Annotated in this window: 25 protein-coding genes; 7 read left to right on the plus strand and 18 right to left on the minus strand. The window is 35.4% G+C overall.

The window, feature by feature from the left end; all coding sequences use genetic code 11:
• Positions 1-4: 4 nt before the first annotated feature.
• The 6 genes from gap to R1X58_RS09985 are packed head-to-tail and all read right to left on the minus strand — an operon-like array spanning position 5 to position 5,051.
• Positions 5-1,015 (minus strand): type I glyceraldehyde-3-phosphate dehydrogenase, encoded by a 1,011-nt coding sequence (gene gap / locus R1X58_RS09960; protein ID WP_240574837.1) that lies wholly within the window; start codon positions 1,013-1,015, stop codon positions 5-7.
• A 3-nt stretch (positions 1,016-1,018) separates the two neighbouring features.
• Positions 1,019-1,897 (minus strand): lipoyl synthase, encoded by an 879-nt coding sequence (gene lipA / locus R1X58_RS09965; RefSeq protein WP_240574839.1) that lies wholly within the window; start codon positions 1,895-1,897, stop codon positions 1,019-1,021.
• Positions 1,898-1,944: 47 nt separating this feature from the next.
• On the minus strand, positions 1,945-3,189 hold the full coding sequence (locus R1X58_RS09970; protein WP_240574841.1) for an NRAMP family divalent metal transporter: 1,245 nt from the start codon (positions 3,187-3,189) through the stop codon (positions 1,945-1,947).
• Between the two features lie 3 nt (positions 3,190-3,192).
• The gene (locus R1X58_RS09975) at positions 3,193-3,738 is read right to left on the minus strand and encodes an RNA polymerase sigma factor (protein ID WP_240574843.1); all 546 of its coding nucleotides are present in this window, start codon (positions 3,736-3,738) and stop codon (positions 3,193-3,195) included.
• A complete protein-coding gene (locus R1X58_RS09980; protein ID WP_240574845.1) occupies positions 3,729-4,841 on the minus strand; it encodes a glycosyltransferase in 1,113 nt (370 codons plus the stop codon). The genes R1X58_RS09975 and R1X58_RS09980 overlap by 10 nt, the downstream gene beginning before the upstream one ends.
• Before the next feature lie 6 nt (positions 4,842-4,847).
• Positions 4,848-5,051 (minus strand): membrane or secreted protein, encoded by a 204-nt coding sequence (locus R1X58_RS09985; RefSeq protein WP_240574847.1) that lies wholly within the window; start codon positions 5,049-5,051, stop codon positions 4,848-4,850.
• Between the two features lie 149 nt (positions 5,052-5,200).
• On the opposite strand from R1X58_RS09985, the gene aqpZ reads away from it, so the two are divergent.
• Positions 5,201-5,926 (plus strand): aquaporin Z, encoded by a 726-nt coding sequence (aqpZ, locus tag R1X58_RS09990; protein ID WP_240574849.1) that lies wholly within the window; start codon positions 5,201-5,203, stop codon positions 5,924-5,926.
• Between the two features lie 82 nt (positions 5,927-6,008).
• Here aqpZ and R1X58_RS09995 read toward each other — a convergent pair whose 3' ends face one another.
• The 4 genes from R1X58_RS09995 to R1X58_RS10010 all read right to left on the minus strand — a co-directional run bounded on the left by R1X58_RS09995 (position 6,009) and on the right by R1X58_RS10010 (position 9,609).
• Positions 6,009-6,797 (minus strand): anti-sigma factor, encoded by a 789-nt coding sequence (locus R1X58_RS09995; RefSeq protein WP_240574851.1) that lies wholly within the window; start codon positions 6,795-6,797, stop codon positions 6,009-6,011.
• A gap of 11 nt (positions 6,798-6,808) precedes the next feature.
• Complete coding sequence (locus R1X58_RS10000; protein ID WP_240574862.1) at positions 6,809-7,339, minus strand: RNA polymerase sigma factor; 531 nt, start codon at positions 7,337-7,339, stop codon at positions 6,809-6,811.
• A 66-nt stretch (positions 7,340-7,405) separates the two neighbouring features.
• Positions 7,406-8,419, minus strand: a complete 1,014-nt coding sequence (gene murB / locus R1X58_RS10005; protein ID WP_240574864.1) for a UDP-N-acetylmuramate dehydrogenase — start codon at positions 8,417-8,419, stop codon at positions 7,406-7,408.
• Positions 8,419-9,609 (minus strand): pyridoxal phosphate-dependent aminotransferase, encoded by a 1,191-nt coding sequence (locus tag R1X58_RS10010; RefSeq protein ID WP_240574866.1) that lies wholly within the window; start codon positions 9,607-9,609, stop codon positions 8,419-8,421. The genes murB and R1X58_RS10010 overlap by 1 nt, the downstream gene beginning before the upstream one ends.
• A 126-nt stretch (positions 9,610-9,735) precedes the next feature.
• Between R1X58_RS10010 and R1X58_RS10015 the strand changes: the two genes are divergently transcribed.
• A complete protein-coding gene (locus tag R1X58_RS10015; RefSeq protein WP_255802954.1) occupies positions 9,736-11,064 on the plus strand; it encodes a PDZ domain-containing protein in 1,329 nt (442 codons plus the stop codon).
• 47 nt (positions 11,065-11,111) lie between these two features.
• Here the strand turns inward: R1X58_RS10015 and R1X58_RS10020 are convergent, their stop codons facing one another.
• A complete protein-coding gene (locus tag R1X58_RS10020; protein ID WP_240574867.1) occupies positions 11,112-11,537 on the minus strand; it encodes a DUF1573 domain-containing protein in 426 nt (141 codons plus the stop codon).
• A 311-nt stretch (positions 11,538-11,848) separates the two neighbouring features.
• On the opposite strand from R1X58_RS10020, the gene R1X58_RS10025 reads away from it, so the two are divergent.
• The gene (locus R1X58_RS10025) at positions 11,849-14,485 is read left to right on the plus strand and encodes a valine--tRNA ligase (protein WP_240574872.1); all 2,637 of its coding nucleotides are present in this window, start codon (positions 11,849-11,851) and stop codon (positions 14,483-14,485) included.
• A gap of 67 nt (positions 14,486-14,552) precedes the next feature.
• Here R1X58_RS10025 and R1X58_RS10030 read toward each other — a convergent pair whose 3' ends face one another.
• The 3 genes from R1X58_RS10030 to R1X58_RS10040 all read right to left on the minus strand — a co-directional run bounded on the left by R1X58_RS10030 (position 14,553) and on the right by R1X58_RS10040 (position 18,378).
• Positions 14,553-16,904 (minus strand): TonB-dependent receptor plug domain-containing protein, encoded by a 2,352-nt coding sequence (locus tag R1X58_RS10030; RefSeq protein ID WP_240574873.1) that lies wholly within the window; start codon positions 16,902-16,904, stop codon positions 14,553-14,555.
• Positions 16,897-17,793, minus strand: coding sequence for a FecR family protein (locus R1X58_RS10035; RefSeq protein WP_240574875.1), 897 nt, complete (start codon positions 17,791-17,793; stop codon positions 16,897-16,899). Before R1X58_RS10035 ends, R1X58_RS10030 begins: the two co-directional genes overlap by 8 nt.
• A gap of 69 nt (positions 17,794-17,862) precedes the next feature.
• Positions 17,863-18,378: an RNA polymerase sigma factor gene (locus tag R1X58_RS10040; protein ID WP_240574877.1), complete on the minus strand. Its 516-nt coding sequence runs from the start codon at positions 18,376-18,378 to the stop codon at positions 17,863-17,865.
• Positions 18,379-18,490: 112 nt separating this feature from the next.
• On the opposite strand from R1X58_RS10040, the gene R1X58_RS10045 reads away from it, so the two are divergent.
• The 4 genes from R1X58_RS10045 (at position 18,491) to R1X58_RS10060 (ending at position 23,509) form a co-directional block, all read left to right on the plus strand.
• A complete protein-coding gene (locus tag R1X58_RS10045; protein WP_240574879.1) occupies positions 18,491-20,242 on the plus strand; it encodes a hypothetical protein in 1,752 nt (583 codons plus the stop codon).
• Between the two features lie 195 nt (positions 20,243-20,437).
• A complete protein-coding gene (gene ffh, locus R1X58_RS10050) occupies positions 20,438-21,766 on the plus strand; it encodes a signal recognition particle protein (protein WP_240574881.1) in 1,329 nt (442 codons plus the stop codon).
• A gap of 50 nt (positions 21,767-21,816) precedes the next feature.
• Positions 21,817-22,692, plus strand: a complete 876-nt coding sequence (gene folD / locus R1X58_RS10055; RefSeq protein WP_240574882.1) for a bifunctional methylenetetrahydrofolate dehydrogenase/methenyltetrahydrofolate cyclohydrolase FolD — start codon at positions 21,817-21,819, stop codon at positions 22,690-22,692.
• A 247-nt stretch (positions 22,693-22,939) separates the two neighbouring features.
• Positions 22,940-23,509, plus strand: coding sequence for an acetate uptake transporter (locus R1X58_RS10060; protein ID WP_240574883.1), 570 nt, complete (start codon positions 22,940-22,942; stop codon positions 23,507-23,509).
• Positions 23,510-23,625: 116 nt separating this feature from the next.
• Here R1X58_RS10060 and rluF read toward each other — a convergent pair whose 3' ends face one another.
• From rluF to R1X58_RS10080, 4 genes are read right to left on the minus strand one after another with little or no spacing between them, the layout of a single operon-like run.
• A complete protein-coding gene (rluF, locus tag R1X58_RS10065) occupies positions 23,626-24,441 on the minus strand; it encodes a 23S rRNA pseudouridine(2604) synthase RluF (protein ID WP_240574884.1) in 816 nt (271 codons plus the stop codon).
• A gap of 42 nt (positions 24,442-24,483) precedes the next feature.
• Positions 24,484-25,308 (minus strand): alpha/beta fold hydrolase, encoded by an 825-nt coding sequence (locus R1X58_RS10070; RefSeq protein ID WP_240574885.1) that lies wholly within the window; start codon positions 25,306-25,308, stop codon positions 24,484-24,486.
• Positions 25,309-25,683, minus strand: a complete 375-nt coding sequence (locus R1X58_RS10075) for a cupin domain-containing protein (RefSeq protein ID WP_240574886.1) — start codon at positions 25,681-25,683, stop codon at positions 25,309-25,311.
• 17 nt (positions 25,684-25,700) lie between these two features.
• The gene (locus R1X58_RS10080) at positions 25,701-26,675 is read right to left on the minus strand and encodes a YitT family protein (RefSeq protein ID WP_240574887.1); all 975 of its coding nucleotides are present in this window, start codon (positions 26,673-26,675) and stop codon (positions 25,701-25,703) included.
• Positions 26,676-26,679 lie beyond the last annotated feature (4 nt).

Below are 26,679 nucleotides of genomic sequence, written 5' to 3' on the forward strand. Positions count from 1 at the left end.
TAATTTATCGATAAAACGCACTTTTTTTCGATAAATTACACATTAAGTCAATTATTCTTTGTGAATAACCACTCTCATTATCGTACCATCCAATAATTTTTACCATCTTACCAATAACGGAGGTCATCCCTGAATCAAATATACAAGAATGTGTGTTACCAACAATGTCAATTGAGACAATTGGGTCTTCGGTATATTCTAAAATACCTTTGTAATTCCCTAAAGCCGCTTCTTTAAAGGCATTGTTAACCTCTTCAATACTTACGGTTTTTTTTACGTTGAAGGTAATATCGGTTAATGAGCCGTTAATAACAGGAACGCGAATACCACAACCACCAATAACATCAGACAGTTCTGGGAATATTTTGGTTAACGCTTTGGCAGCACCTGTTGTGGTAGGTACAATAGATTGTCCTGCTGCACGTGAACGTCTTAAATCACGGTGCGGCTGGTCGTGTAAACTCTGGTCTGTAGTGTAGGAGTGTACTGTGGTAATATAGGCCTGGTCAATGCCACAAAGTTTATTAATGATATCAATCATTGGAGCAGCATTATTCGTGGTGCAAGAGGCATTAGAAATAATGGTCTCGCTACCATCAATACTATCGTCATTAACCCCTAAGACAATAGTTTTTATATGATCATCTAAAGGCGGAACACTTAAAACCACATGTTTTGCACCATTGTTAATATGATACTGTAGTTCCTTTTCCGTTTTAAACTTACCGGTAGATTCAACTACAAAATCAACATTAAAGGGTGTCCAGTCAATATCTTTTGGATGTTTATGGTTTAAAAGTGCAATCTTTTTTCCGTTAACAATAAAGTTATTTTCTTCAAATGAAACTGTTCCGTTAAAACCACCATGTACACTGTCATATTTAAGTAGGTGACTTAGAGTTTTAACATCAGCCAAATCGTTAATAGCAACCACCTGAACGTTTTCATAATTTTGTAATAATCTGAAAACGCGTCTGCCTATTCTACCAAATCCATTGATAGCTATGTTAATCATACCTTAGTTAATATGTTTTTGAGCTCTGTAAGAAGAACGTACTAGTGCACTACTTTCAACGTGACGGAAACCTAATTCTTTTCCGATCTCTTCGTATTCTTTAAACTGATCTGGCGTGATAAACTGCTGAACCGGTAAATGTTTTTTACTTGGTTGAAGATATTGACCAATAGTTACTACATCTACATCGTTGGCTTTTAAATCGTGAAGCGTTTCAATAACTTCCTCACGTGTTTCACCTAAACCTAACATGATCCCCGATTTTGTACGACGTTGTCCTTGTTGTTTTAAATACTTCAAAACGTCCATACTACGGTCGTATTGTGCCTGAATACGTACTTCACGCGTTAAACGACGTACGGTTTCAATGTTGTGGGATACCACTTCCGGAGCTACATCAATAATTCTGTCGATGTGTTGCTCGATACCTTGAAAATCTGGAATAAGGGTTTCTAAAGTGGTTTCTGGGTTCATTCGGCGAACAGCCTTAACGGTTTCGGCCCACATAATGCTTCCCATATCTTTTAAATCGTCACGATCAACACTGGTTAAAACAGCGTGTTTAATGTTCATAATTTTTATAGAACGCGCTACTTTTTCTGGCTCATCCCAGTCTACCGTTTCTGGTCTCCCGGTTTTTACACCACAGAAACCACATGAACGTGTACAAACATTACCTAAAATCATGAAGGTAGCAGTACCTTCTCCCCAGCATTCACCCATATTCGGGCAACTTCCCGAAGTACAAATAGTATTCAATTTATACTTATCAACAAGTCCTCGTAATTCGGTGTATTTTTTTCCAGTTGGAAGTTTAACGCGTAACCATTTCGGTTTTGGTTTTCTTTCCGGTAATATATTTGAAGTGCTTTCTGTATTCATATTGAAAAATAAAGCACAAAGATACAAAGTATTCTTTTAAAATGCGGCTATAATGTTCTTAGATACCAAATGCTGAAGCTTATAAGAAAGATGATTCCCAGCCAACTTAAAACATGTAATTTTTTAGAAGGTCGCCAGGGTTCTGGTGTGTGTTTACTGGAAATTAAAATATAATTGATAATCGCAAAAAAAGGAGCAGTTATGAACGAAAGAATAGTTGCCAGTTGGATAAGTATACCCATTTCTGAAGCTAAAAAGAAAAAAATATAAATAGATCCAATGGTTAATAGGCTAATCCAAAAGGTGTAGTTTAATTTGGTTTCTTTTTTAAAAAGAAGTTGTGTCGCCTTAGCCATGGCTCTTGGTGAGGCATCAAGCGTGGTTAATGTGGTGCTAAACATGGTTGTAAATGCAGCAACTCCAATAATTACATAAGCCCAGTTGCCTAAATTTTTAGTATACATACTAATAAGTTGTCCTGAAAATACACTTGCCGACGGACTGAAACTTTCACCACTTTTGTACATGACTAAAGTACCTAAGAGTAAAAAGCCAATGCCAATAATTATTGTGCTTAAATAGCCGATGTTGAAGTCGAAAAGTGATTTTTCCGGTGTGTATTGTTTGGTATCTTCGTTTTTTTGAACTGCCCAGAGCGATTGCCAAACTGATACGTCTAAAGGAGCAGGCATCCATCCCATAAAGGCAATAAGAAAGGCTATGTCTAAACTGTTGTTAGGGATAATTTGAGCAAAGGAAACAGGTTGTTGTGTGTTGGAAAGTGCAATGAAAACTGCTGCAAAAGTACTGATGGTTAAAGTAATTACAATAACTTTCATTAATCTGTCTAACAGTTTGTATTTACCAATAGTAAGTAACGTAACACAAATTAATAGAATAACTAACGTCCAGATTTCGGTACTGGAAATTATTTTATCTCCAATGCTGAAACTTCCAAAATTTCCAAACAAATTAGCTGCCAATCCCGCGGTAACAATGGTTACTGCAGCTTGGATGGTGAACATGGTGGCAAGATTAAGGATGTAATAAATAGTTAAAACACCTTTGCCTAGTTTTTTGTAACCATCTAATAAGCTTTCGCCGGTAGCGGTGGCGTAGCGTGGTCCGAACTGAAAAAATGGATATTTACAGAGGTTGACTAACAATAAAGCCCAAAGTAGTCCCATGCCAAAATCGGCCCCAGCTCGGGTTGATTGTACTAAATGAGAAACGCCTATTGCTGCACCGGCAAATAATAATCCAGGACCTAGATTTTTAAGCTTCGAAATCATTTTTTATTTTGACTGAATAATTTCAGCCAATAGCTTTTTCGCCCGAAGTAGTTTCACTTTTACGTTGTTTATTGGTTCTTTAAGCTGAACGCAAATTTCCTTGTAGCTTAATTCCTGAAAGTAACGCATGTTTATAATTTCCTGATAATGAGGTTTCAGTTTTTTTATGTCACGAAGTAGTTTAGCTAAATGCTGATCCGTAATGAGTTTATCTTCAGGAGTAGGGGATTCATCTAAAATTTGATACACCGATTTGTCGTCATTCGACATAACTTGTGAAATGGAATTTTTTTCCTTCCGAAGTAAATCGATGTGAATATTTTTAGAAATGGTAATGAGCCAGGTCTTGAATTTGTAATTATCATCAAAGGTTTCAATGCGATCGAAAGCTCGTGAAAATGTCTGAATGGTAATATCTTCAGCATCATTTTCATTTTGAATACGCTTTAATTGAAAACCATAAACATCATCCCAAAAGGTATCTAATAAAAAATTAAATGCTTTTTGGTCGTTTTCCTTAGCACGTGCAATGGCTTCCTTTATTTCCAATGGTTAGGTTTTGATGTAAGATTTTTTATAAAGATAACCAATTGCACACTAATTAAAAAGATTTCTAACAAAGGAAGTAGTACTAAAAGATCGCTTTCATTTAGTTTTTTTGCTGAAGATCCGTAAACAGCATATTGAACGATAAACCGGAAAACAATTAATCCAACAACAAATGGCCACATGTAAGTCGTTATTGAAAGAGCAATAGCTAAAATCCAGAATAAAACCTGACAAAAGTATAATAGAGCTAAGCTTAACTTATGGTTTAATTTATAGTGTTTTGCCGTTGAAATATGACGACGTTTTTGTCTAATCCAAGCGCTCCATTTCGTTTTCGGTGTAGATTCTGTAAAGCTATCAGCTGAAAAGCAAATCGCTGTATTGCTTTTTGTCGCTACTTGATTTACGAATAGATCATCATCGCCCGAGCGCACTTTCATGTGTTTAATAAATCCGTTGGCTTTAAAAAACTCCTTTTTTGTGTAGGCAAGATTTCTACCTACTCCCATATATGGATTCCCGAGTTTGGCAAACGAAAAGTAATTAACGGCCGTTAGTAAGGTTTCGAAGCGGATGAGTTTGTTTAAAAATGAATTTTTAATCTTGCTGTAAGCACCATATCCTAGAATAATACTTTTTCTGTCAGAGAAATGGGATGTCATTTCCTGAATCCAGTATTTAGAAAGCACTTTGCAATCGGCGTCGGTAAACAGTAGATATTCGTGACTTGATGCTTTAATGCCTAAGGTTAATGCATATTTTTTATTTCCCCAGAAGGCTTCGTTGTTTTTTACATCAACAATTTTAATGTTGCTATACTGACTTTTGAAATCTTCCATAACGTCAAGCGTATCATCACTGGAAGCATCATTAATCAGAACAATTTCGAATTCAGGATAATTTTGTGAAATGATAGAAGGCAGAAACGTTTTTAAATTTTCAGCTTCATTTTTAGCACAAACAATTACCGAAACGGGAAGGTTTTGAGTACGTTTTTTTTTAGGTTTTAAATAGGCGAATTTGCCAAAAACAACTAAATATATAATAACTTGAATAACAACTACAACAGCAAATGTGTAGAACACAAAATCAAGTATACTCATATAAAATTATGAGTGTTGAGGTTCGTTACAAGTATCAAATTGATCAGGCGTTTTTCCGCAAAAACCACAAGCCTGCCCATCTTTATTTAACATTGGGTTTTGGCTGGCACATGTTCCGGCAAATTTACCGTCTTTTTTAGCCCAAATTTTAATGGCTATACCTGCGACACCTAATCCTAGCAATGCTAATGTTAATAATACAAGTTTCATGTGAAAATATTTTATGCAAAGATAATGCTTTTTGAATAGAATTGGAATAGACGATTAAAAGATAGTGTGTCTTCAAATTTAAATTTTGGACTACATGGCGTTGTAAAAATTCTTATCTTTAGGTAGTTAACCTTTAAATTATTTAATTCATGAAAAAATTATTTGCAGAATTTTTTGGAACATTTTGGCTTGTTTTCGGAGGATGCGGTAGTGCAATTTTTGCATCACAAATAGCTCCGGCCGACTCTGGTCAGGTAGGCATACTTTTAGTAGGTGTGGCTTTAGCATTTGGTCTAACGGTTTTAACAATGGCTTATGCGGTAGGTCATATTTCTGGTGGACATTTTAATCCGGCAGTCACACTTGGTTTGTTATCAGGAGGTAGGCATTCTGCAAAAGAAGCTGTTCCTTATATTGTATCGCAGTGTATAGGAGCTATTGCAGCGGCTGCAGCAATATATTTTATAAATGGAGGAACAGGGGGGGATGCTCCGGGAGCATTTGCAACTAATTTTTACGATCATGCCGTTTATTTTGGTAAAAGTTATAGTATGGGAGCTGCTTTTTTAACAGAGTTTTTGTTAACCATGTTTTTCTTAATTATCATTATGGGCACAACCGATAAATTTGCTAATGGCAAATTTGCGGGTATAGCCATAGGTTTGGCATTAACTTTAATTCATTTAATTTCTATTCCTATAACAAACACATCTGTAAATCCTGCTCGTTCGTTATCACAGGCTGTATTTGTCGGGGGAGATGCCTTAGCGCAGTTATGGTTATTTTGGGTAGCACCTATTTTAGGAGCCATAGTGGGAGGTTTAATATATAAAAATCTTTTAGAAAGCCCAGAAAAGGAAGAATTGGATAGCTAAATTAGATAAGAATACAAATAAAAAAAAAGCCTAATTAAGTTAATTAGGCTTTTTTTTATGTTATAAATAGTGTTCTATTAATCTATTGTAAATCTATTTCTGCAACCGAATTATCTAGAGAGGCTGTTGTGTTTCCTCCTTTAGGCTCTATGGTAATATTTAATCCCAGAGCGTTTTCGGTATAAGGTATTTTTCTAAGTTGTCTGTCAGTTTCATTTAAAATGCCTAAGCTTACCATTTTGTCTTGTAACTCTGCCCAGATTTGATAGCATTGTTCTTCGGGTAGCTGAGGTAACGAAACCACATCAATCATCGATGTTTTATCTTTTGGATTGATATAAGCAACTGTTTTTAAGTTTTTAGCACGATTGTTACCCTGCATAATGTATTTATACGTTTCAGGGTCGTTAAGCTGTTTAAATTGCTGCATTAAATCGTCTAACCTTTTGTTGTTCATTTGAATATCGTTTCGTAAGTCGAAAATTTCGTCAACAACAACCTGATTTTCATGATTTAATTTTTTATTCTGGTTATAGAAAATATACGAGGTACCTGCAAACAGTAAGGCAGCAACACTGGCAGCAATACTGTATTTGTACCAAGATTTGTAATTTCTAGTAGGTTTCATCGCCACAACAGGTGTGTCGTCAAGTTCATCTAAAATGCTGTTTAAGATGCTTACAGGGGCTTCTACAGCATGACTTTTGGCTACAATTTCTAAATTGTTTTGTAGCTCGTTGTATGCATTTTCAACTTCTGGATATTTCGAAATATAGGTTTCAACCATTTCTGTTTCGGCAACAGTAGTTTCACCTAAAAGATATTTTTCTAATAGGCCAGAATTTAAAAAAGTAGTTATTTTCGCATTCATGACTTTTTAAGTTAAGGATTATAAATCTTTTTCAATTCTCGTAATCCAATTTTTAATCTCGATTTTATAGTACCCAGCGGAATATCTAATTCTTCACTGGCTTCTTGCTGCGTCATGCCCTCAAAAAAGAGTGCATTTAATACGATCTGATATTTTTCATCTAAACTACTTAGATGTTTTTTTATATCTAAAACATCCTGATTTAACTCTGATGCTGATAACTTATATACGTATGTGGCTTCTATTTGGACTTCGTTTCCATCTTTATTTTTTAAAGATCGAACTTTGTCAATTGCTGTGTTATAGGCAATTCGATATAACCAGGTAAAAAGCTTGGCTTTACTGGCATCGTATTTTTTTGAATAGCGCCATATTTTTACAAAGCTTTCCTGAAGCACATCCTGGGCAGTATCATCGTCTGATATTATTTTTTTAATAACACCAAATAAAGAATCTGCATAGTTCTCATATAGAAGGGATATGGCTTTCTTATCGCCACGTTCCAGCAGATTAACAATTTCTTTTTCTATAGATGATATCAACTTTTTAGGTTTTAAAGTGAATAATTTGGGGGCAAATTACCGCCAAAGGTAGAAATTTCTTTTGTATTAAATAATGTTTACTTCAGCTTCTATGTTAATATTAAATAGACGGTTAACTGTGTCTTGTATTAGTTTAGATAGTTTTAATATGTCTTCGCCTTTAGCATTTCCGTAGTTTACCAGAACTAATGCCTGATTTTTATGTACTCCGTAATCGCCAAAACGTTTTCCTTTAAATCCTGCTTTTTCAATAAGCCAGCCGGCAGGTACTTTTACTTCGGTGTCTGAAACCGGATAGCTAGGTATGTCTTCAAAATTAGCAAGGAGTTTTTCAAATAATGCTTTTGAAATAACCGGGTTTTTAAAGAAGCTACCACTGTTTCCAATCTCCTTTGGATTTGGTAATTTACTTTCGCGAATTGCAATAACGGCTTTTGAAATATCCTGAATAGTCGGGTTACTTACGTTCATAGTGTCTAATTGTGAAGCTATTGTGCCGTAATTGATATGTAATTTGTGATCTTTTTTGCTAAGTTTAAAAGTTACACAGGTAATTATATATTTTCCTTTGGCGTCCTGTTTGAAAATAGAGTTTCTATACCCGAAATCACATTCAGCGTTTGAAAAGTTAGCGAATGAACCATCTTCTATAGCTATAGTTTCGCAGGAATGAAAAACATCTTTAAGCTCAACGCCGTATGCGCCAATATTCTGAATAGGTGCCGTGCCTACATTACCAGGAATTAACGACAGGTTCTCAACACCTCCATAATGGTTGTTAATGCACCATAATACAAATTCGTGCCAGTTTTCACCAGCATAGGCTTTAATGTAAACCTCGTGCTCATTTTCATTTACAATTTCAATACCTTTTAGGTTTACATGTATAACAAGAGCATTAACATCTTTTGTTAGCAACATATTACTTCCGCCACCAAGAATTAATTTATTCGGGTAATCGTTAAGTGATAAAACGGATTTTAGCTCTTCAACAGAGTTTACTGAAACAAAATAATCTGCTTGAACGTCAATACCAAAGGTATTAAAAGGCTTTAATGATATGTTTTTTTGAATATACACTAGTCTTTATAAACTTTTAAGGCTTCTTTAATTATGTTAACGGCTTTTATTAAGCTTTCTCTATTAAGTACGTATGCAATCCTTACTTGGTTTAGACCTAAGCCCTGAGTTGAATAAAATCCGCCTGCAGGAGCAATCATAACGGTTTCGCCGTTGATGTCGAAATGCTCTAAAAGCCATTGAGCAAAATTGTCTGAATTTTCTATAGGTAACTCAACAATGCAGTAAAATGCGCCTTTTGGAGAGCCTACTTTTACACCTTCAATTTGTTGTAATTCTTTAATTAAAGTGTCGCGTCTGTCTACATATTCGGCAATCACATCATCAAAATAACTTTGAGGCGTATCTAAGGCAGCTTCACTGGCTATTTGCGCAAAGGTTGGCGGACTTAAACGTGCCTGAGCATATTTTAGTACGGTTTGTAAAACGGTGGTGTTTCTTGAAACCAGACAACCAACGCGCGCACCACACATACTGTAACGCTTAGAAACAGAATCAATCACAATAGTGTGCTCATCCATGTCTTCTAATTGTAAAATGGAGTAGTGGGTTTCACCATCGTATACAAATTCACGGTATACTTCATCGGCAATTAAAAACAAATCGTGCTTTTTTGCCAAATCGGCTAATTGTTGAATTTCTTCCTTCGAGTATAAATATCCCGTCGGGTTCCCCGGATTGCAAATTAAAATAGATTTGGTTTTCGGGGTAATTAGTTTTTCAAAAGTTTCAATAGATGGTAACGCAAAGTTATCATCAATATCGCAAATAGCAGGAACTACATTTACACCTGTCGCAGTTGAAAAGGCAATATAGTTGGCATAAAAAGGTTCAGAGATAATAACTTCATCTCCCGGATCCATAATACTGCTAAATAAAAATAATAAGGCCTCGCTTGCACCTGTAGTTACCACAATATCTTTAGGGTCTACTGTAATATCATGTTTTTTATAGTAGGCGGCTAATTTGGTTCTGTATGTTTCCGATCCTTCAGATCTTGAATACGAAAGAATTTCAACCGTATTATCTTTTACAGCCTGTAAGGCGACTTCAGGAGTTTTAATATCTGGTTGACCAATATTTAAGTGGTAAATATGTTTGCCGTCCTTTTTTGCTTGCTCAGCAAAAGGGACTAATTTACGAATAGGTGACTCGGGCATTAATCGCCCTTTTTTTGAAATAGTTGGCATTATTTTTTTGTTGCGAAGCGCAAAGTTGAGAAAATTATATTAAAGTTTTTTTAAAAATCTGGCTAAAATAAGTATTGTGTTTCAAAGATTTGTAAATTGAATAGTCAATTATTCGAATTAATTCTCATGAAAAAATATGTATTTTTTAGCGTATGCCTTTTTTTCTTGAGTTTTCATAATTTTTCTCAAAATAGGTTCGTTGTTCGTAATAAAACACAGTCTGATAAAGTCAAATTTAAACTCATTAACAATTTAATTATTGTTCCTGTTGAGATAAACGGGGTGGGTTTGTCGTTCCTGTTAGACACAGGTGTTACAAAGCCTATTCTGTTTAATTTCTTGAATGTTTCAGATTCTTTGAAAATTAAGCACACCGATACTATTTATCTACGAGGGTTAGGTGAAGGGGAACAGATAATGGCGCACCGATCGATAAATAATGTGTTTAAAATTGGTGATGCTGTTAAACTTAATCAGGATTTATATGCAATTTATGATGCGAATTTAAATCTGGCGCCCAAACTAGGTGTCCCTGTTCATGGTATAATTGGGTTTGATTTACTAAAAGATTTGGTCGTTGAGGTTAATTATTCAAAGCAATTTTTGCGGCTTACAAATCCTGAAGAGTATCGTTACAAGACATGCAGGAAGTGTGAAGAGTTTAATCTTGAATTTTACAATAATAAGCCTTATATGAATGCGGTTGTCGATTTACATGAGAAATCAATTCCTGTGAAATTATTGATTGATTCAGGAGGAAGTGATGCCTTATGGTTATTTGAAGATGACCAACGGGGTATATTATCTGGGAATCATTTTTTTTACGATTTTTTGGGACATGGTCTTAGTGGTAGTGTTTACGGTAAACGATCAAAAATCGATGCTTTGCATTTAAAAAGTTTTGTATTGAGGTTGCCGAATGTAGCTTATCCGGATTCGTTATTTATTGTTCATGCTATAAAACACCGAGAGAGATCTGGAAGTCTCTCTGGTAATGTGTTGAAGCGATTTAATGTAGTTTTTGATTATTCGAATGCAAAGGTGATTTTCAAAAGGAATGAGCATTTTAATGAAGATTTCAGGTACAATAAGAGCGGAATAGAATTAGCGCATGATGGTATGAGATTTGTGAAAGAAGATAAAACTAAAGTTATAAGTAAGGGAGATACTTCAAATAGGGATGATAAAATAATTTATTTTGAAACCGAATCAAAATTGGTCTTAAAGCCGGTATATGCTGTTGTTGAACTTCGTGAAAATTCTCCAGCAGCTATTGCAGGGGTACAGATTAACGATATTGTATTATCGGTTAATGGAAAACCGGCACACCACTTTACGCTTCAAAAAATTATGGAAATGTTTTATGAAGATGCCGGTAAGCATATCCGTTTAAAGGTAGAGCGTAACGGAGTAGATTTAGCGTTTAATTTTGTTTTAAAGAATCCTTTGGAATAAAAAAAGGCAGCGATTTCGCTGCCTTAATTATGTTGAATTTTATTTTATTATTGCTGTACGATACTTTTTTTCTTTTCAAGCATAGTATCTGCCGATTTTGTATCTACAACCTCGCCTTTAATTTTTAAAGCTACTGTTGGTGTGTCTGCATTAGAAATTACAGTAATTGTTTTTCTAATTGGGTTAACACGGTTTGTATCGTATTTGACTTCAATAACCCCAGTTTTTCCAGGTAAAATTGGTTCGTCTGGTTTTTTAGGAATCGTACATCCACAGCTTGAAGATACTTTCGAAATGATAAGCGGTGCATCACCTGTGTTTGTGAATTCGAATTCGCGTACGCCATTAGATCCTTTTTCAATCGTTCCGTAATCAATAGTTTCAGATTTGAATTCTATCTTCGCTTTTTTATCCTGCGCATTAACCGATAAACTAATTAATCCGATGAATAAGATTGTTAATAACTGTTTCATGGTTTATTATTTTTTAATTGTTTTATGTTCTTGTTTTACATGTTATTAATAGAGAAATTAAGTTTCATTTCATGCTCAACTTCTCTAAAAACTAAATCAAACATACTCACTTTTTAATCATTCTACAAAATTTTTAGATGTATTACATCAATGTTTATCTGTAATTACAATTAAAAGTACGTAATACTTTTTATTAATTTTTTCTAATTCTGTTAAAATAAGTACTTCTGTTTCTTACTGCTAATATAGTTTTCACAGAAAAAGAAATATGAGTACTTTTGCACTTCAATATTCAAAAACTATTCCAAAGTATGCAAATACCATCAAAATATGAAGCCAGTCAGGTAGAAAGTAAGTGGTATGACTACTGGATGAAACACAACTATTTTCATTCAGAGCCAGACGAAAGAGAACCTTACACCATTGTAATTCCTCCTCCAAACGTAACTGGGGTTTTACATATGGGGCACATGTTAAACAATACTATCCAGGATGTATTAATACGTCGAGCACGTTTACAAGGTAAAAATGCGTGTTGGGTACCGGGTACCGACCATGCGTCTATTGCTACCGAGGCTAAAGTTGTAGCGAAATTAAAAGAGCAGGGTATTGATAAAAACGATTTATCTCGCGATGAATTTTTAAAGCATGCCTGGGATTGGACCCACGAATATGGCGGTGTAATTCTTGAGCAGCTTAAAAAATTAGGATGTTCTTGTGATTGGGACAGAACTAAGTTTACGATGGACGACGATATGTCTGAAGCCGTAATAAAAGTGTTTGTTGACTTGTACAACAAAGGGATGATTTACCGTGGTTATCGCATGGTAAACTGGGATCCCGAAGCAAAGACAACATTGTCTGATGAAGAGGTAATCTACGAAGAAAAGCAAGGAAATCTTTATTACTTAAATTATAAAATTGAAGGAAGTGATGATGTGCTGACTATTGCAACCACACGTCCTGAAACTATTTTTGGTGATACTGCTATTTGTATCAATCCAACCGATGAGCGTTTTACACATTTAAAAGGTAAAAAGGCCATTGTACCTATTTGTGGTCGTGTCATTCCAATTATTGAGGATGAATATGTAGATGTTGAATTCGGTACGGGATGTTTAAAAGTAACTCCTGCACACGATGAAAACGATAAGGTTTTAGGCGATAAGCACAATCTTGAAGTGGTTGATATCTTCAATGAAGATGCTACTTTAAACAGTTACGGATTGCATTATGAAGGTCAAGATCGTTTTGCAGTGCGTAAAGCGATTGCTAAGGAATTGGAGGAAAGTGGTGTTTTAATTAAAACTGAAACACATGTAAATAAAGTAGGAACATCAGAACGTACCAAAGCGGTTATCGAGCCTCGTTTAAGCGATCAGTGGTTCTTAAAGATGGAAGAATTGGTAAAACCTGCTATCGAAGCGGTTTTAGGTGAAGATAACGAGATTCAATTATTCCCGAAGAAGTTCGAGAATACTTATCGCCACTGGATGGAAAACATCCGCGATTGGAATATTTCTCGTCAGTTATTGTGGGGGCAACAAATTCCTGCGTATTACTATGGTGATGGAAAAGAAGATTTTGTGGTTGCTGAAACTATGGAAGACGCTTTAAAATTAGCTATTGAAAAAACAGGAAAAGCTAATTTAAAAGCTGAAGATTTACGTCAGGAAACCGATGCTTTGGATACTTGGTTCTCATCTTGGTTATGGCCAATGAGCGTGTTCGATGGTATTCGTAATCCTGAAAACGACGATATTAAATATTACTATCCAACAAACGATTTAGTAACTGGTCCGGATATTTTATTCTTCTGGGTTGCCAGAATGATCATTGCCGGCTACGAGTATAAAGGTGAAAGACCATTTAACAATGTATACTTAACCGGACTTGTTCGCGATAAGCAACGCCGTAAAATGAGTAAGTCCTTAGGAAACTCCCCAGATGCTTTAAAATTGATTGAAGAGTATAGTGCCGATGGTGTTCGTGTGGGATTATTGTTAAGTAGTGCTGCAGGTAACGATTTATTATTCGACGAAGCGCTTTGTCAGCAAGGAAAAGGTTTCGGAAATAAAATCTGGAATGCTTATCGATTAATTGATGGTTGGGAAATTGATGAAACCATTCCTCAACCGGAATCAAGTAAAATTGCATTAGATTGGTATGCTTCTAAATTCCAAAAAGCTTTAACTGAAATCGAAGATCACTTTAGTAAATACCGTTTAAGCGATGCGTTAATGGCGATTTATAAATTGATTATGGATGATTTTTCAGGATGGTTGTTGGAAATCGTGAAGCCTGCGTATCAAAAACCGGTAGATGCTGTAACTTATAAATCATTAATCGCTGCATTTGAAGATAACTTAAAAATTCTTCATCCGTTTATGCCGTTCTTAACCGAAGATATCTGGCATTATATTGCAGAACGTACTCCGGAAGAAGCTTTAATTGTTGCAAAATGGCCGGAAGCTAAACCAGTAAATGAAATCTTGATTGCTGAGTTTGATTTTGCTTCAGAAGTAGTTTCAGGAATCAGAAATATCAGAAAAGAAAAGAACATAGCCTTTAAAGATGCCATTGGATTTTCTGTAATTAATAATGGAAATACCAGTACAACTTTCGATTCCATCATTCAAAAGTTAGGAAACCTTGAAACGATTGAATATGTAACTGAAGCTGTTGAAGGCGCTTTAACATTCCGAGTAAAATCGAATGAATACTTTGTGCCAATGGCAGGAAGCATTGATGTTGAAGCTGAAATTAAAAAGTTAACCGAAGAGTTAAATTATACAGAAGGTTTCTTAAAATCGGTTCAAAAGAAATTATCTAACGAGCGTTTCGTAAATGGTGCGCCGGAACAGGTGATTGCTAACGAGCGTAAAAAGGAAGCCGATGCTCTGGCTAAAATTGAAACGATTAAATCGAGTTTAGCGAGTTTAAACTAAAAAATAGAGATTTTAAAATATTGAAAAAGGCACATTGAAAAATGTGTCTTTTTTATTTTCTAAAGACTTAAAACCTTACTCTAAAACTCACGTTAGGCGTGATGCCTAACGAATGATTTTCAACTTTGTTTACATTATTGGCAGCGTCTAAAGTATAGTAGCTGTTAATGATGTTACTATGATTTAAAAGGTTCCATATAGAAGCGCCAACCGTGGCTTTAGCTGCATCTGAAATATTAAAAGCATACGTTGCCGAACAATCGGTTCGTAAATAATCTTTAAGGTTTGAACTATTGGGGGTTGCATACGTAATCACATCGTCATCCGGACTGTCGGTATTGTCGGGTTCTGTGGTTGGTTTTCCAGAATGCCAGTTAACACCTAAGGCAAATTTAAAATTATGATTGGTATAGGTTCCTGCAAAAGAAATGGCGTGTCTGATGTCGGTATTATTCGGGAATGATTGTCCATTGTTTAAACTATCGAAAGTATAGTCGTTAATGCTGTAAGAATAGGAAACCCATGAACTCACCGTATTTCCAAACTGTTTATTAATTAGTACATCTAAACCTTTAATATCGTAGCTTCCTAAAGCATGCACAAACTGATACTGGTTTTGAAATCCCTGACTTCGGGTAGTAATGCCGTCTATCTTTTTTAAGTAAGTTTCCAGACTAATGAGTAATTCGTTTTTGTTATAATGAATTCCGGTAGATATTTGTTTGCTCTTTAAAATAGGCACGGGAAAAATAGTCTGATTATCCTTTGTAGTGATTTCGGTATAATTGTTTGCTAAAACCCATCGGCGTTTTTCAATGCCTAAAAAATCGTTTTGTAAATCGATAATTTGCGTAGTAGTCTGGCTTTTTAACTCTCCTAAAATTTCCAGCCTGAAGTTGTTTAAAAACCGTTGACTAAAACTTAATCGTGGTTCAATTAAAACTTTGTCGAATTTAGGAAAGTAGTTTAAGCGCCCGCCAAAATGAAGTTTTGTTTGTGCATTATTAGATAAATATTGGGTTTCGGCATAAGCCGCATGACTACGAATGACTTCTTTAATATAACTTCTGAAATAAGGATTGTTAACATCCTCTAAATTACTGATGCCAACTTCTGTAAATTGATAACCTCCGTTAATTTTAAACTGGTAATTCGGGGTGTAATTAATATTCAATTTAACAGAGCCATCGTAAACTTCATTTTCCTGAATCAGGCGTTGGTTATTAATAATGTCAAAATTGGTGGCATCTAAATCGTAGTTGGAAACATAAATTTGAGAAGTGGTCGATAATGTTTCATTCCAATCTCTGGTATAGGTGACACTGGCTGCTAAGTTTTCTTGTCTTAAACTGCTGTTTAAGGCTTCGTCTCTATTGTTATTGGTAGATTGCTCGTCGTAATTTAAAAAGTTATTTACATTCAAAAAATGAAAACGGATTTTGTCATTTTCTGTGATGTCGTAAAGAAATTTTAAAGCCACATCGTAGAAATAGAACTTTTCGTTTTGCGAAATTGAATTAGAACTTGAGGTATTGGTTAAATCGGAATCCTGAAAAATGCGTTTAAAGTATTGGTCGTAGGTTGGTGTGGCAATTAAATCGGTAAGTGAGCGTCTGCTGGATATCTGTAACTCTGTTTTTTTTGATAGTGGAATTTTCGCAAAACCATCGGCATTAATTAGGTTGAAGCCAAGACCTGCTTTAAATTCGTTATCAATAGTATTGGGTAATTTCATGTCGATAACGCTGGAAATACCATCGCCATATCTGGCACTGCTTCCGTTTTTGTAAACGTTTATTTTTTCGGTTGTATAGGGGTTGAAAGCCGAAATTAATCCGAAAAAATGACCTGACTGATACATTTTAATGCCGTCCCAAAGAAAGAGGTTCTGGTCGTGAGTGCCGCCTCGAATATTGATGTTGGAAACTGTTTCATCGGTGCTTATAATTCCGGGAAGTGCCTGGATGGTTTGTAATACATCGGGTTCTATTAATCCGGGAAGAATGCCAAAGGCTTCTGTGTTTATGGTAATGGCACCGTCATTTAGTTTTTCTATACCATTGGTAAGATACTTTGAAACAATAATTTCATCAAGACGCTGTACTTTAAAAGAAGATTCTTCAGATACGATACGCTCTTTAATGGCAACAAACCGAGAATCTAAAATTTCAAACTCTAATGAGGTTTGAATATTTAAAAGGTCTAATGCATCTTGTAAGCTCAGGTCTTTAGAAGGTAAAGGTGCTGCTTTTTCTTTTATGGAAGCATCGGCATACGAGAAACTAATGTTGTAGCGCCCTTCAAGAATTTTTAAAACAGAAAAAAGAGATTGCTTTTCTTGATGGGTTTGTCCGTTAACCGGTAAAAACATCAAAAAACATAATCCGTAAATAATAGAAAGTATAAAGTTTCTATTCACCTTTTAATGTTATAGTATTGTTTGTTTTACTATAGGTTATATGTAACGGTACGGTGATAGATTTTAGTGCAATATCTAAATTATTATGGGTGAAACTACCAGAAAATAATTGGTTTTCATCTATGTTTAATAGTTTAATGTTCACGCCGTATTGTCTTTCGAATTCAGTAATGACTTGTTTGTAAGGTAAACTTTTAAAGGTGCTTTCATTATTTAACCACGAAGGTTCTAGGTTTTTTTCTTTTTCTTTAGCAATAAATTTCCCGTTTAGAATTAAAAAACTGTCACCAGGTTTTAATTTAGTCTCTTGTGAATTGTAAGTCACTCCAACTAAACCTTCGTAGCAAATAACTTCAAAAAACTGTTCACGTTGTTTAACGTTAAACTGTGTACCATATACGGTAATAGTACCGGTTTTGGTTTTTACATGAAACGAAGATCCTTTAGAAACTTTAAAAAAAGCTTCTCCAGAAAGGTTGACTTCGCGTTCATTTTTCCAATCACTTTTATTAAAAACTAAAGTCGATTTGGCATTTAAGTTTACAACAGATTGGTCGGGTAGTTCTATAAATGTTTTTTCAGCTATATCGGTAGTGTAGGTCGTGTCTAAAGTAGTTGTATAGTAATATAAACTGAAACAAATAGCTAATACCGCGGCAACCCGAACCATGTATTTTGTCCAAGGAGTTGTTGTTTTTTTCGAACTGTTAATTGTGTTTAAAACCTGATCTAAAGCTTCAGCCGTATTGTATTCTTCAGATTTAAAGCTCAGCAAGGCTTTGTTCAACTGAATTAAATCTTCATAATCTTCAAGCTTTTTAAAGGCTTCAAGTTCCTGATTGTTCAGTTCGTTATTTAACCATTTCGATATTAATTGTTCTCTATCCATAATTCCTTATTCGTCTATATAACAGTTAACTATTGTTTTTTCCTACCCTAAAAACTAAAATTTTTAAGATTACAGTTCTTTAATGTCTTTTCTCAATTTTTCAAGAGCGCCGTAAATGCGTTTTTCAACGGCTTTTGTTGATATGTCTAAAATCTCGGCTATTTCCTTAAATCGCTTGCCTTCAATTCTATTCATTAAAAAGGCTTCACGCTGAGCATCTGTTAAATTGGCTAAGGCGAGCTGAACTTTTTTACGGTATTCATCCTCCTGCATTAAAAATTCAGGATTTTCATTAGTATAATGTGTAGGTTTTGTTCCTTGATATTTTAATATCACTTTTTGGTGCGCAGCTTCATTTAGCATTAAGTTGTTTGCGGTAGTAAATACAAAACTCTTGGCTTTTTCTGGAGTAACTTTTCCGCAGTTTTCCCAGAGTTTTACAAAAGCCTCCTGTACTTTATCTTTTGGGTTAAGTTGCTCTCCGAATTTATAATATAAAAAGTTGCGTAAATCTTTGGCGTATTTATTAAAAATGGAAGAAAACAAACGTTCTTCGCATATATTATCCTGTATCGATTTTGGCATATTCCCTTGAACTTGGAGTAACTAAAATAAAAAAAAAGAATATACAGGGTAGGAATTTTTAAAGTTAACTTGTTCTATTACCAAAAGCTATGATCAACCAAAATTACATATCATGAAAACTAAACTAAAATTATTACTACTACTGTCTTTTTTTGCCCTTTCCCTAATGACGTCTTGCCAGGATGAAGTTGTCGATATTACAACTGCCGAAGAATCTGAAGCTATTGCAGCAAATTCGGAGTTGGCTGTATTAATTGAAGCAACTTCAACTAAAGACGGATCTATGGATAATATTATTGATAGAGCAAGCTGTTTAACGGTTGGGTTACCAATAACGGTGTCGGTTCATGGTTTGGAGATTAAAATCGATTCAACCGAAGATTATAAAATTATAGCAGCTTTATTTAAGGAGTTCGATTACGATTATAGTGACTTGGAGATTTTCTTTCCAATTACTGTAACGACCTCCAACTTCACTGAAATTACTATTGAATCTAAAGCTGCTCTAATCGAGTTGGCACAGGAATGCCGTGGAGAAAATGAAGATGATGATGATATTGAGTGTATCGATTTTCAATACCCTATTTCTTTTTCCGTTTACGATACGCGATTTCAGGCTATCGATGTGGTGACTATTGAAAGCGACAGAGCCATGTATCGATTTATTCATAGAGTGCGAGAAGGCGAAGTATTTGCGAGTTTAAACTTTCCTGTGACTATGGTTTTGGGAGATGGAACAACCATAGAAGTGAATAATAATCTGGCATTGAGAAATGCGATGCGAGAGGCTAAAAATGCCTGCGATGAAGATGATGACAATGATTACGGAGATACCGATTTCACTAAAGAGCGTTTAGATAATTTATTGCAAACCTGTCCTTGGGTGGTGTATGAGTTTGAAAGAAATGAGGACGATTTACGCGACAAATATCGAGAGTATGCCGTAGTATTTAAAGCTGAAAACATTGTGCAGGTGCGCACCAGAGGAGGTGATACCTTAACAGGAACCTGGTCTACGCGTGTTACAGATAATGGAGCCTTGATAAAGTTAGAGTTTGATACTTTAGTAGATTTTAGTTTGGAATGGTTTGTTTACGATTTAGAATACGGAAGAATTAAATTATATCAGGCCGGAGGTAATCGTGTCATATTAAAGAAAAACTGTGACATTGTTTTCGATTATACTAAAGAAAGCATTGAGAATTATTTACAGGAATGTTACTGGCGTGTAGAGCGTTTAAATGTTGAAGGTGTAGATAATGAAAATGAATACATAGGAACACCATTAAAATTCTATACTGAAAATCTTGTGAAACTTCGCATAAATGGTGAGCTTGTTGAAGGCACCTATCTGGTGACTGCCGTTGATACAGGTTTTATGTTGCAGATAGCTTTTGAAGGTCGACCAAATTTAAATCTGGAATGGTTAATTACTTTTCTTGAACCAGGATTAATCAAATTAGAGAATGATAGTAATAAAATGGTGTTGAAAAGACACTGTCCGGAGCTTGACGGCGATTTAAAATATATTGACGCTTTATTAATTGTTGGCGATTGGGAAGTTGCTAAATACCAGGATGGAGATGTCGATAAAACTTCAGATTACAGCAACTTTACTTTGAATTTTATGGTTTCAGGTCGTGTAACAGCAACCGATTTAGAGGCTAATGTTATTAACGGATCGTGGTTAGCTTATCGTTATGAAGGGGTATTCCTGGGGATGCACTTTGAGGAAACCGAGCCATTTACAGTGTTAAATCACCGTTGGAGAGTTAAAGAAGTGTCAACAACTCGAATAGAATTAAAAGATTTAAGTGCTTCTGGTGCAGTAGAACGCATTTTAGTCTTGGAAAAGAGAAATTAATTCTGCTACAGTTGAAAGTGCAACTTGTTTGTTTAAGTTAGTAGGTTAATTATTTAAGGAAGCTTTCAACGGAAAAGGGCTGTCAAAATATGTATTTTGGTAGTCCTTTTTTTTGTTCTATATTTTGTATAAGTATACTTCTATAATACACAGCAAATCACTAAATTTGCACTTCTTAAAATTTCAATAACAATTATGTTTAATAATTTAAGCGATAAATTAGATAAAGCCTTACACGTTCTTAAAGGACACGGAAGTATTACAGAAGTAAACGTTGCAGAGACTTTAAAGGAAGTAAGACGTGCTTTACTGGATGCCGATGTTAACTTTAAAATAGCAAAACATTTTACAAATACCGTTAAGGAAAAAGCACTGGGGCAAAATGTATTAACGACATTACAGCCTGGGCAATTAATGGTTAAAATCGTAAAAGACGAGTTAACCGAATTAATGGGAGGTGATGCCGAAGGAATCAACTTGTCAGGTACACCAAGTGTTATTTTAATGTCAGGTTTACAAGGTTCTGGTAAAACAACCTTTTCTGGTAAGCTTGCTAATTATCTTAAAAATAAAAAAACAAAGAAACCTTTATTAGTAGCCTGTGACGTGTATCGTCCTGCGGCAATCGACCAGTTACATGTGGTTGGAGAGCAGATAGGTGTAGAGGTTTTTAGCGATAAAGGAAATCAAGATCCGGTAGCGATTGCTCAGGCAGGTATTGCACATGCCAAAGCCAACGGACATAACGTGGTGATTATAGATACCGCTGGTCGTTTAGCTGTTGATGAGGCCATGATGACTGAAATCTCAAACATTCACGCAGCTATTAAACCACAGGAAACCTTATTTGTTGTAGATTCTATGACAGGTCAGGATGCTGTAAACACCGCGAAAGCCTTCAACGATGTATTGAATTTCGACGGTGTTATTCTTACTAAATTAGACGGTGATACACGTGGTGGTGCAGCCATTTCAATTAAATCGGTAGTGAATAAACCAATTAAGTTTATTGGTACTGGTGAGAAAATGGAAGCGATCGATGTGTTCTATCCGTCACGTATGGCAGATCGTATCCTTGGTATGGGAGACGTGGTGTCGTTAGTAGAGCGTGCGCAAGAGCAGTTTGATGAAGAGGAAGCACGTAAGCTTCAAAAGAAAATTGCTAAAAACCAGTTTGGTTTCGACGATTTCTTAAATCAGATTCAGCAAATTAAGAAAATGGGTAACATGAAAGACCTTATGGGCATGATACCTGGTGCTGGAAAAATGTTGAAAGATGTCGATATTGATGATGATGCCTTTAAAGGCATTGAAGCCATCATTTATTCAATGACACCTGAAGAAAGAACCAATCCTTCAATCATCAATGCGAGCAGAAAAAAACGTATTGGTAAAGGATCTGGAACTTCGGTACAACAAGTTAATCAGCTTTTAAAGCAATTCGATCAAATGAGCAAAATGATGAAGATGATGCAGGGTGGTGGTGCTAAAAAGATGATGAGCATGATGCGAGGCATGCGTTAATAGTAAATTTTAAGAACATTTATAATAAACAAGCAAGCAAAATCTGAAATATGACAATTTTAGACGGAAAAAAAGTAAGTAACGATATTAAAGAGGAAATCGCGGTAGAAGTGAGCAACATGGTTGCCAATGGCGAAAAGGTACCTCATTTAGCAGCGATTTTAGTAGGAACAGATGGTGCAAGTATGACTTACGTGAATGCTAAAGTAAAGGCTTGTGAAAAAATAGGATTTAATTCAACATTAATAGACTTACCAGAGGAAACAACTGAGGAAGTGTTATTACAAAAAATACACGAATTAAATACCAATGACGATATCGACGGATTTATCGTGCAGTTGCCATTACCTAAGCACATCGATGAGCAAAAGGTATTAATGGCTATCGATCCAGATAAAGATGTAGATGGTTTCCATCCAACAAATGTGGGTAGAATGGCATTAGATTTACCAACGTTCCTTCCGGCAACTCCGTTTGGAATCATGGAATTATTAGAGCGTTACAATGTAGAAACCTCTGGTAAAAATGTGGTTGTTATGGGACGTAGTCATATTGTTGGTCGCCCAATGAGTATTTTAATGAGCCAGAAGCGTAAGGCTGGTGATGCAACAGTTACTGTTGTACACAGTCGTACGAAGAACTTAGCTGAGATTACTCGTGGTGCAGATATCATTGTAGCTGCTATTGGTATCTCAGAATACTTAACTGGCGATATGGTTAAAGATGGTGTAGTTGTTATTGATGTTGGAATTACTCGCGTACCAGACGAAACTAAAAAAGCGGGTTACCGTTTAGCTGGTGATGTCGATTTTGCAAGTGTAAGCCCTAAAGCAAGTTTTATTACCCCGGTACCTGGTGGTGTAGGACCAATGACGATTGCTATGCTTCTTAAAAATACCTTATTAGCAAGAGAAAGGCATGCATAGATAATATCTTTATTGAAAATAAAAAAAGCAGCATTTTTTTAAATGCTGCTTTTTTTTTGTGCGGTCACTTGTCTATTTTCTCCTTTTGGGGAATGAAGATGCGAATCGATTAATAACTATTATCTGCATTTTAATTGTGGGCTGCCAGATAGGAAAAAATAAAGACAAATTTTCTGCTTTTAGTCATGATTTTAAAAATGTTTATAATTTATTTTTGCGGCCAATTTTAATTCTTTAATAGTTCGATATGAGCAACAACAAATTAGGAAATCCAGCAGTGGTAGGATTAGCTGGTTTCGGTTTAACCACTTTATTGTTACAGTTTCACAACCTTGGTTTTTCTGGTTTGGGTCCTGTTTTGTCCATGGGCCTTATTTTTGGAGGATTGGCGCAGTTTATAGCAGGTTTTATGGAGCAAAAAACAGGAAATAACTTCGGTTTTGCTGCTTTTACAACTTATGGTGCATTTTGGATTGGTTTGGGTATCATTTGGATTTTGAACCACTTAGGTGTTTATGAAACAACTTCTTTTGAAACAGGTTTGTATTTACTGGGATTTACTTTTTTAACAGCTATATTCTGGGTAGGATCTTTATATATTCATTCAGCCATGGCTGTTACATTTACAACTTTATTGATTGGTTTTATCCTTTTAGATCTGGGGCATTTTGGTTTTCCAGTAATGAATAAAGTTGCAGCTATTGATTTGATTATTTGTGCACTTTCTGCCTGGTATATGATGGCTGTCATTATATTGAATGATGTTAGCGGAAAAGAATTGTTGAAGAACGGGAAAGCCTGGATTGGTAAGAAGTAATAATTGAAAAAAGTGAATATTTTGTCAACCTGAATTTATTTCAGAATCTAAAATACGTGCTGATGCCAGATTCTGAAATAAATTCAGAATGACAGCAATAAAAATAAGTAGGGTTTTTAACGCTTTCTACGTTTCGGTTGCCTTTTGTCGTTTTGTTGCGGTCTTTCAGAAGTTGTGCCAGAACGTCTGTCTGTTTTTGGTTTGAAGACTTTAGTTGAGGTGCTAATGAGTTTATTTAATTCGGCGAACTCTTCTTTGGTCAATTCACGGTATTCTCCAACAGGTGTGTCCAGTTTAATGTTCATAATGCGAACACGTTTCAGAGTCTGTACTTCGTAATTTAAATACGCACACATACGACGGATTTGTCGGTTTAGTCCTTGAGTCAATATAATTTTAAATTCGTAAGTGCTTAGCTTTTCTACTTTACATTTGTTGGTGGTTTTCTTTAAATCCTCTAAATAAATACCACCAGCCATACGCTCAATAAAAGTTTGAGAAATAGGCTTGTCTACCGTTACAATATATTCTTTTTCATGGTTATTGCTGGCACGGAGAATTTTGTTCACAATATCGCCATCGTCGGTTAAAAGAATTAAACCTTCACTAGGTTTATCTAATCGCCCAATAGGAAAGATGCGTTTCGGGTAGTTTAAATAATCGATAATGTTGTCTTTTTCAACGCTGGTGTCCGTAGTACACACAATGCCCACTGGTTTGTTGAAAGCCAGATATACAAAGCTTTCTTTGGTGTTTTTTACTTCATTACCATCAACACAAACCACATCGCCCGGTGCAATTTTAGTACCCATTTCAGGAACACTGCCGTTTATAGTTACACGACCGGCATCAATAAGTTTATCGGCTTCTCTGCGTGAGCAGTATCCAATTTCACTTAAATATTTATTAATACGTTTTAATTCTTCCGACATGGTCTTGAGATAATGAATTTAGGGAGTAAAAATACAACAATTCTAAGCGTTTAAAAACTCTAAAATATGATTGTAAACGATTTCGTTTTTTAAGCCGTGACCAAAACCTTTGGTCTTAACCAGCTTCGCATTTTTATAGTATTTTGAAATGTGAAGCGCATCGCGATACGAAATAATGCGGTCCTTTTTATCGTGAATAATTAATCCGTCGGCTTCCAGATGTTCTGAAAAGTTTTTGATGCTGTAAAAACTAGGTAATTTTCCGAAGTGTTTTAAATAATAAGCATCCATAGCATTTACAACTCTTTTGTTGTAGCCCATAATTTTAACGTAGTTTTCAATAACCTCGTCAAAGTTAGAAGGTGCACCTAACATGATTAATTTTTCAATGGGAAGTTTATGGTTATTAGTAGCTAAAGCAGAGGCCGTACCTCCAATAGAATGACCGATAATAACGTCTGGTTTAAATGCCTGAGCCACCATATTAATGCATTCTGAATATAAAACTGCATTAAATGTTTTGTGTCCGGAATTACCATGCCCTGGTGCATCTAAAGCCACAATATTATAATCTTCTGTTTTAAAAATGTCTATTAAATCTTTCCATCGATAGGCGTTACTTTCCCAACCATGAACCAGTAAAATAGTTTGTTTAGATCCTGTCCATTGATAGGTGTGGATGTCTATACCGTTGTATTTAAAAACTTTTTGCTTGGTCGATTTTAGGTATTCTAATTCTTCGGTGTGTAATTTTCCTTTTCTAGGGGTTGAAAAAATATCTACAGCTTTTTTAGCTGCATAACTTGGTGATAGGTAGCTTACTGTGTTAACAAGTTTACCTATTGTTTTAACAAGGGTATTATTCATTTAATGTTCTTCTTCTCGGTGTACTAAATCCATTGAAAATGCAGGTGTGCAAATGGCAATGTATTCGCAGACTTCGGTAAACGGATTGGAGTATTGTACTCGGGTATTGCGTTCTATTTTTATGGATTGGCCAGCTTCTAAAATAACGGTTTCTCCTTCAATAATAAATTGCTTTCTACCACTTATTATAAATGTGTATTCGTCGAATTCAGGTGTTTGAAAAGGTTCGCTCCACCCGGCAGGTGCTTTCATATGGGCGATACTAATGTTGTTATTGCCATTTGTAGCAACGCCAAAATGTTCTTTTATAACTTTGCCATCGGTTGTAGGTACAACAAACGGACTGTTTTGTACAGTGTATTTTTTATTGGCCAAAATATTTTGGTTTTCGTTTAATGTCCCTGTAAGGGTTTCTTCTTAATCATACCGCCTTTTAGGTCTTTTACAACCCCCATTATTATAAAGGCGTTTCTGTCTATTTTGTCAATTTCAGTTTGAAGTTTTGCAAGTTCTAAACGGGTGACTACGGTGTAAATAATATCTTTATCGTAACTCTTTCCTGTGGTTCCAAAGCCACCTTTGCCTGCGTAAATGGTACAGGCACGTCCGAGTTTATCAGTGAGCATGACACGTAATTCCTCGTGGTGTGTTGATATAATGGTAACACCAACATATTCTTCAACGCCATCAACAACAAAATCGACAGTTTTTGCGGCCGCAAGATACGTTAAAATTGCGTAAAGTGCCGTTTCAATGGAAAGGACATAAGCGCCAACCGAGAATATTAAAATATTGATGAGAAGTAAAACGTCTCCAATAGTGAGTGATAACTTGCGGCTCAAGTAAATAGCCAGTACTTCGGTACCATCTATTACGCTGCCGCCTCGCACAGATAATCCGATACCTAAACCAAGGAAAAAACCACCAAAAACAGAAATTAAAAGTTTATCGTCGGTTATGGTGGGGTAGTCGATAAAATGAACAACAAAAGCTAAAAAAGCAATAGCGGCAATACTTTTAATAGCAAATTTTAAGCTAATAGTTTTTGAGGCTAATATTAAAAAGGGAAGGTTGACAAGTATCAGGAAGATACTTAAATCAAGAGACGTCACATGGTTTAGTAATAATGAAATACCAGTGGCGCCTCCGTCAATAAAATGATTAGGTAATAAAAATCCTTTTAATCCGAATCCGGCAGAAAATACACCAATGATTATAAAGATGTATTCTTTAATAGCGTGAGCCAGTTCCACCTGAAATATCCTTACCAGTGGCACAATTTGCCGTTTACTCACAGGGGCATCGCTTTTGCTTTTTAGCCTTTTGCGAGCAACATCGACCAGTAATTTGGATAAAAACGGATTCATAAGG

This window comes from Aestuariibaculum lutulentum (genome assembly GCF_032926325.1).
In the GTDB taxonomy this organism is placed as follows: domain Bacteria; phylum Bacteroidota; class Bacteroidia; order Flavobacteriales; family Flavobacteriaceae; genus Aestuariibaculum; species Aestuariibaculum lutulentum.

What these genes read in the sequence shown, in the direction of transcription:
- R1X58_RS09980 (WP_240574845.1), bottom strand. Translation starts at nt 4,841, where the DNA reads ATGAGTATACTTGATTTTGTGTTCTACACATTTGCTGTTGTAGTTGTT.
- R1X58_RS09985 (WP_240574847.1), bottom strand. Translation starts at nt 5,051, where the DNA reads ATGAAACTTGTATTATTAACATTAGCATTGCTAGGATTAGGTGTCGCA.
- R1X58_RS10025 (WP_240574872.1), top strand. Translation starts at nt 11,849, where the DNA reads ATGCAAATACCATCAAAATATGAAGCCAGTCAGGTAGAAAGTAAGTGG.
- folD (WP_240574882.1), top strand. Translation starts at nt 21,817, where the DNA reads ATGACAATTTTAGACGGAAAAAAAGTAAGTAACGATATTAAAGAGGAA.
- R1X58_RS10020 (WP_240574867.1), bottom strand. Translation starts at nt 11,537, where the DNA reads ATGAAACAGTTATTAACAATCTTATTCATCGGATTAATTAGTTTATCG.
- R1X58_RS10070 (WP_240574885.1), bottom strand. Translation starts at nt 25,308, where the DNA reads ATGAATAATACCCTTGTTAAAACAATAGGTAAACTTGTTAACACAGTA.
- R1X58_RS09995 (WP_240574851.1), bottom strand. Translation starts at nt 6,797, where the DNA reads ATGAATGCGAAAATAACTACTTTTTTAAATTCTGGCCTATTAGAAAAA.
- gap (WP_240574837.1), bottom strand. Translation starts at nt 1,015, where the DNA reads ATGATTAACATAGCTATCAATGGATTTGGTAGAATAGGCAGACGCGTT.
- R1X58_RS10010 (WP_240574866.1), bottom strand. Translation starts at nt 9,609, where the DNA reads ATGCCAACTATTTCAAAAAAAGGGCGATTAATGCCCGAGTCACCTATT.
- R1X58_RS10035 (WP_240574875.1), bottom strand. Translation starts at nt 17,793, where the DNA reads ATGGATAGAGAACAATTAATATCGAAATGGTTAAATAACGAACTGAAC.
- R1X58_RS10015 (WP_255802954.1), top strand. Translation starts at nt 9,736, where the DNA reads ATGAAAAAATATGTATTTTTTAGCGTATGCCTTTTTTTCTTGAGTTTT.
- lipA (WP_240574839.1), bottom strand. Translation starts at nt 1,897, where the DNA reads ATGAATACAGAAAGCACTTCAAATATATTACCGGAAAGAAAACCAAAA.
- R1X58_RS10040 (WP_240574877.1), bottom strand. Translation starts at nt 18,378, where the DNA reads ATGCCAAAATCGATACAGGATAATATATGCGAAGAACGTTTGTTTTCT.
- rluF (WP_240574884.1), bottom strand. Translation starts at nt 24,441, where the DNA reads ATGTCGGAAGAATTAAAACGTATTAATAAATATTTAAGTGAAATTGGA.
- R1X58_RS09970 (WP_240574841.1), bottom strand. Translation starts at nt 3,189, where the DNA reads ATGATTTCGAAGCTTAAAAATCTAGGTCCTGGATTATTATTTGCCGGT.
- ffh (WP_240574881.1), top strand. Translation starts at nt 20,438, where the DNA reads ATGTTTAATAATTTAAGCGATAAATTAGATAAAGCCTTACACGTTCTT.
- R1X58_RS10080 (WP_240574887.1), bottom strand. Translation starts at nt 26,675, where the DNA reads ATGAATCCGTTTTTATCCAAATTACTGGTCGATGTTGCTCGCAAAAGG.
- R1X58_RS10060 (WP_240574883.1), top strand. Translation starts at nt 22,940, where the DNA reads ATGAGCAACAACAAATTAGGAAATCCAGCAGTGGTAGGATTAGCTGGT.
- R1X58_RS10045 (WP_240574879.1), top strand. Translation starts at nt 18,491, where the DNA reads ATGAAAACTAAACTAAAATTATTACTACTACTGTCTTTTTTTGCCCTT.
- aqpZ (WP_240574849.1), top strand. Translation starts at nt 5,201, where the DNA reads ATGAAAAAATTATTTGCAGAATTTTTTGGAACATTTTGGCTTGTTTTC.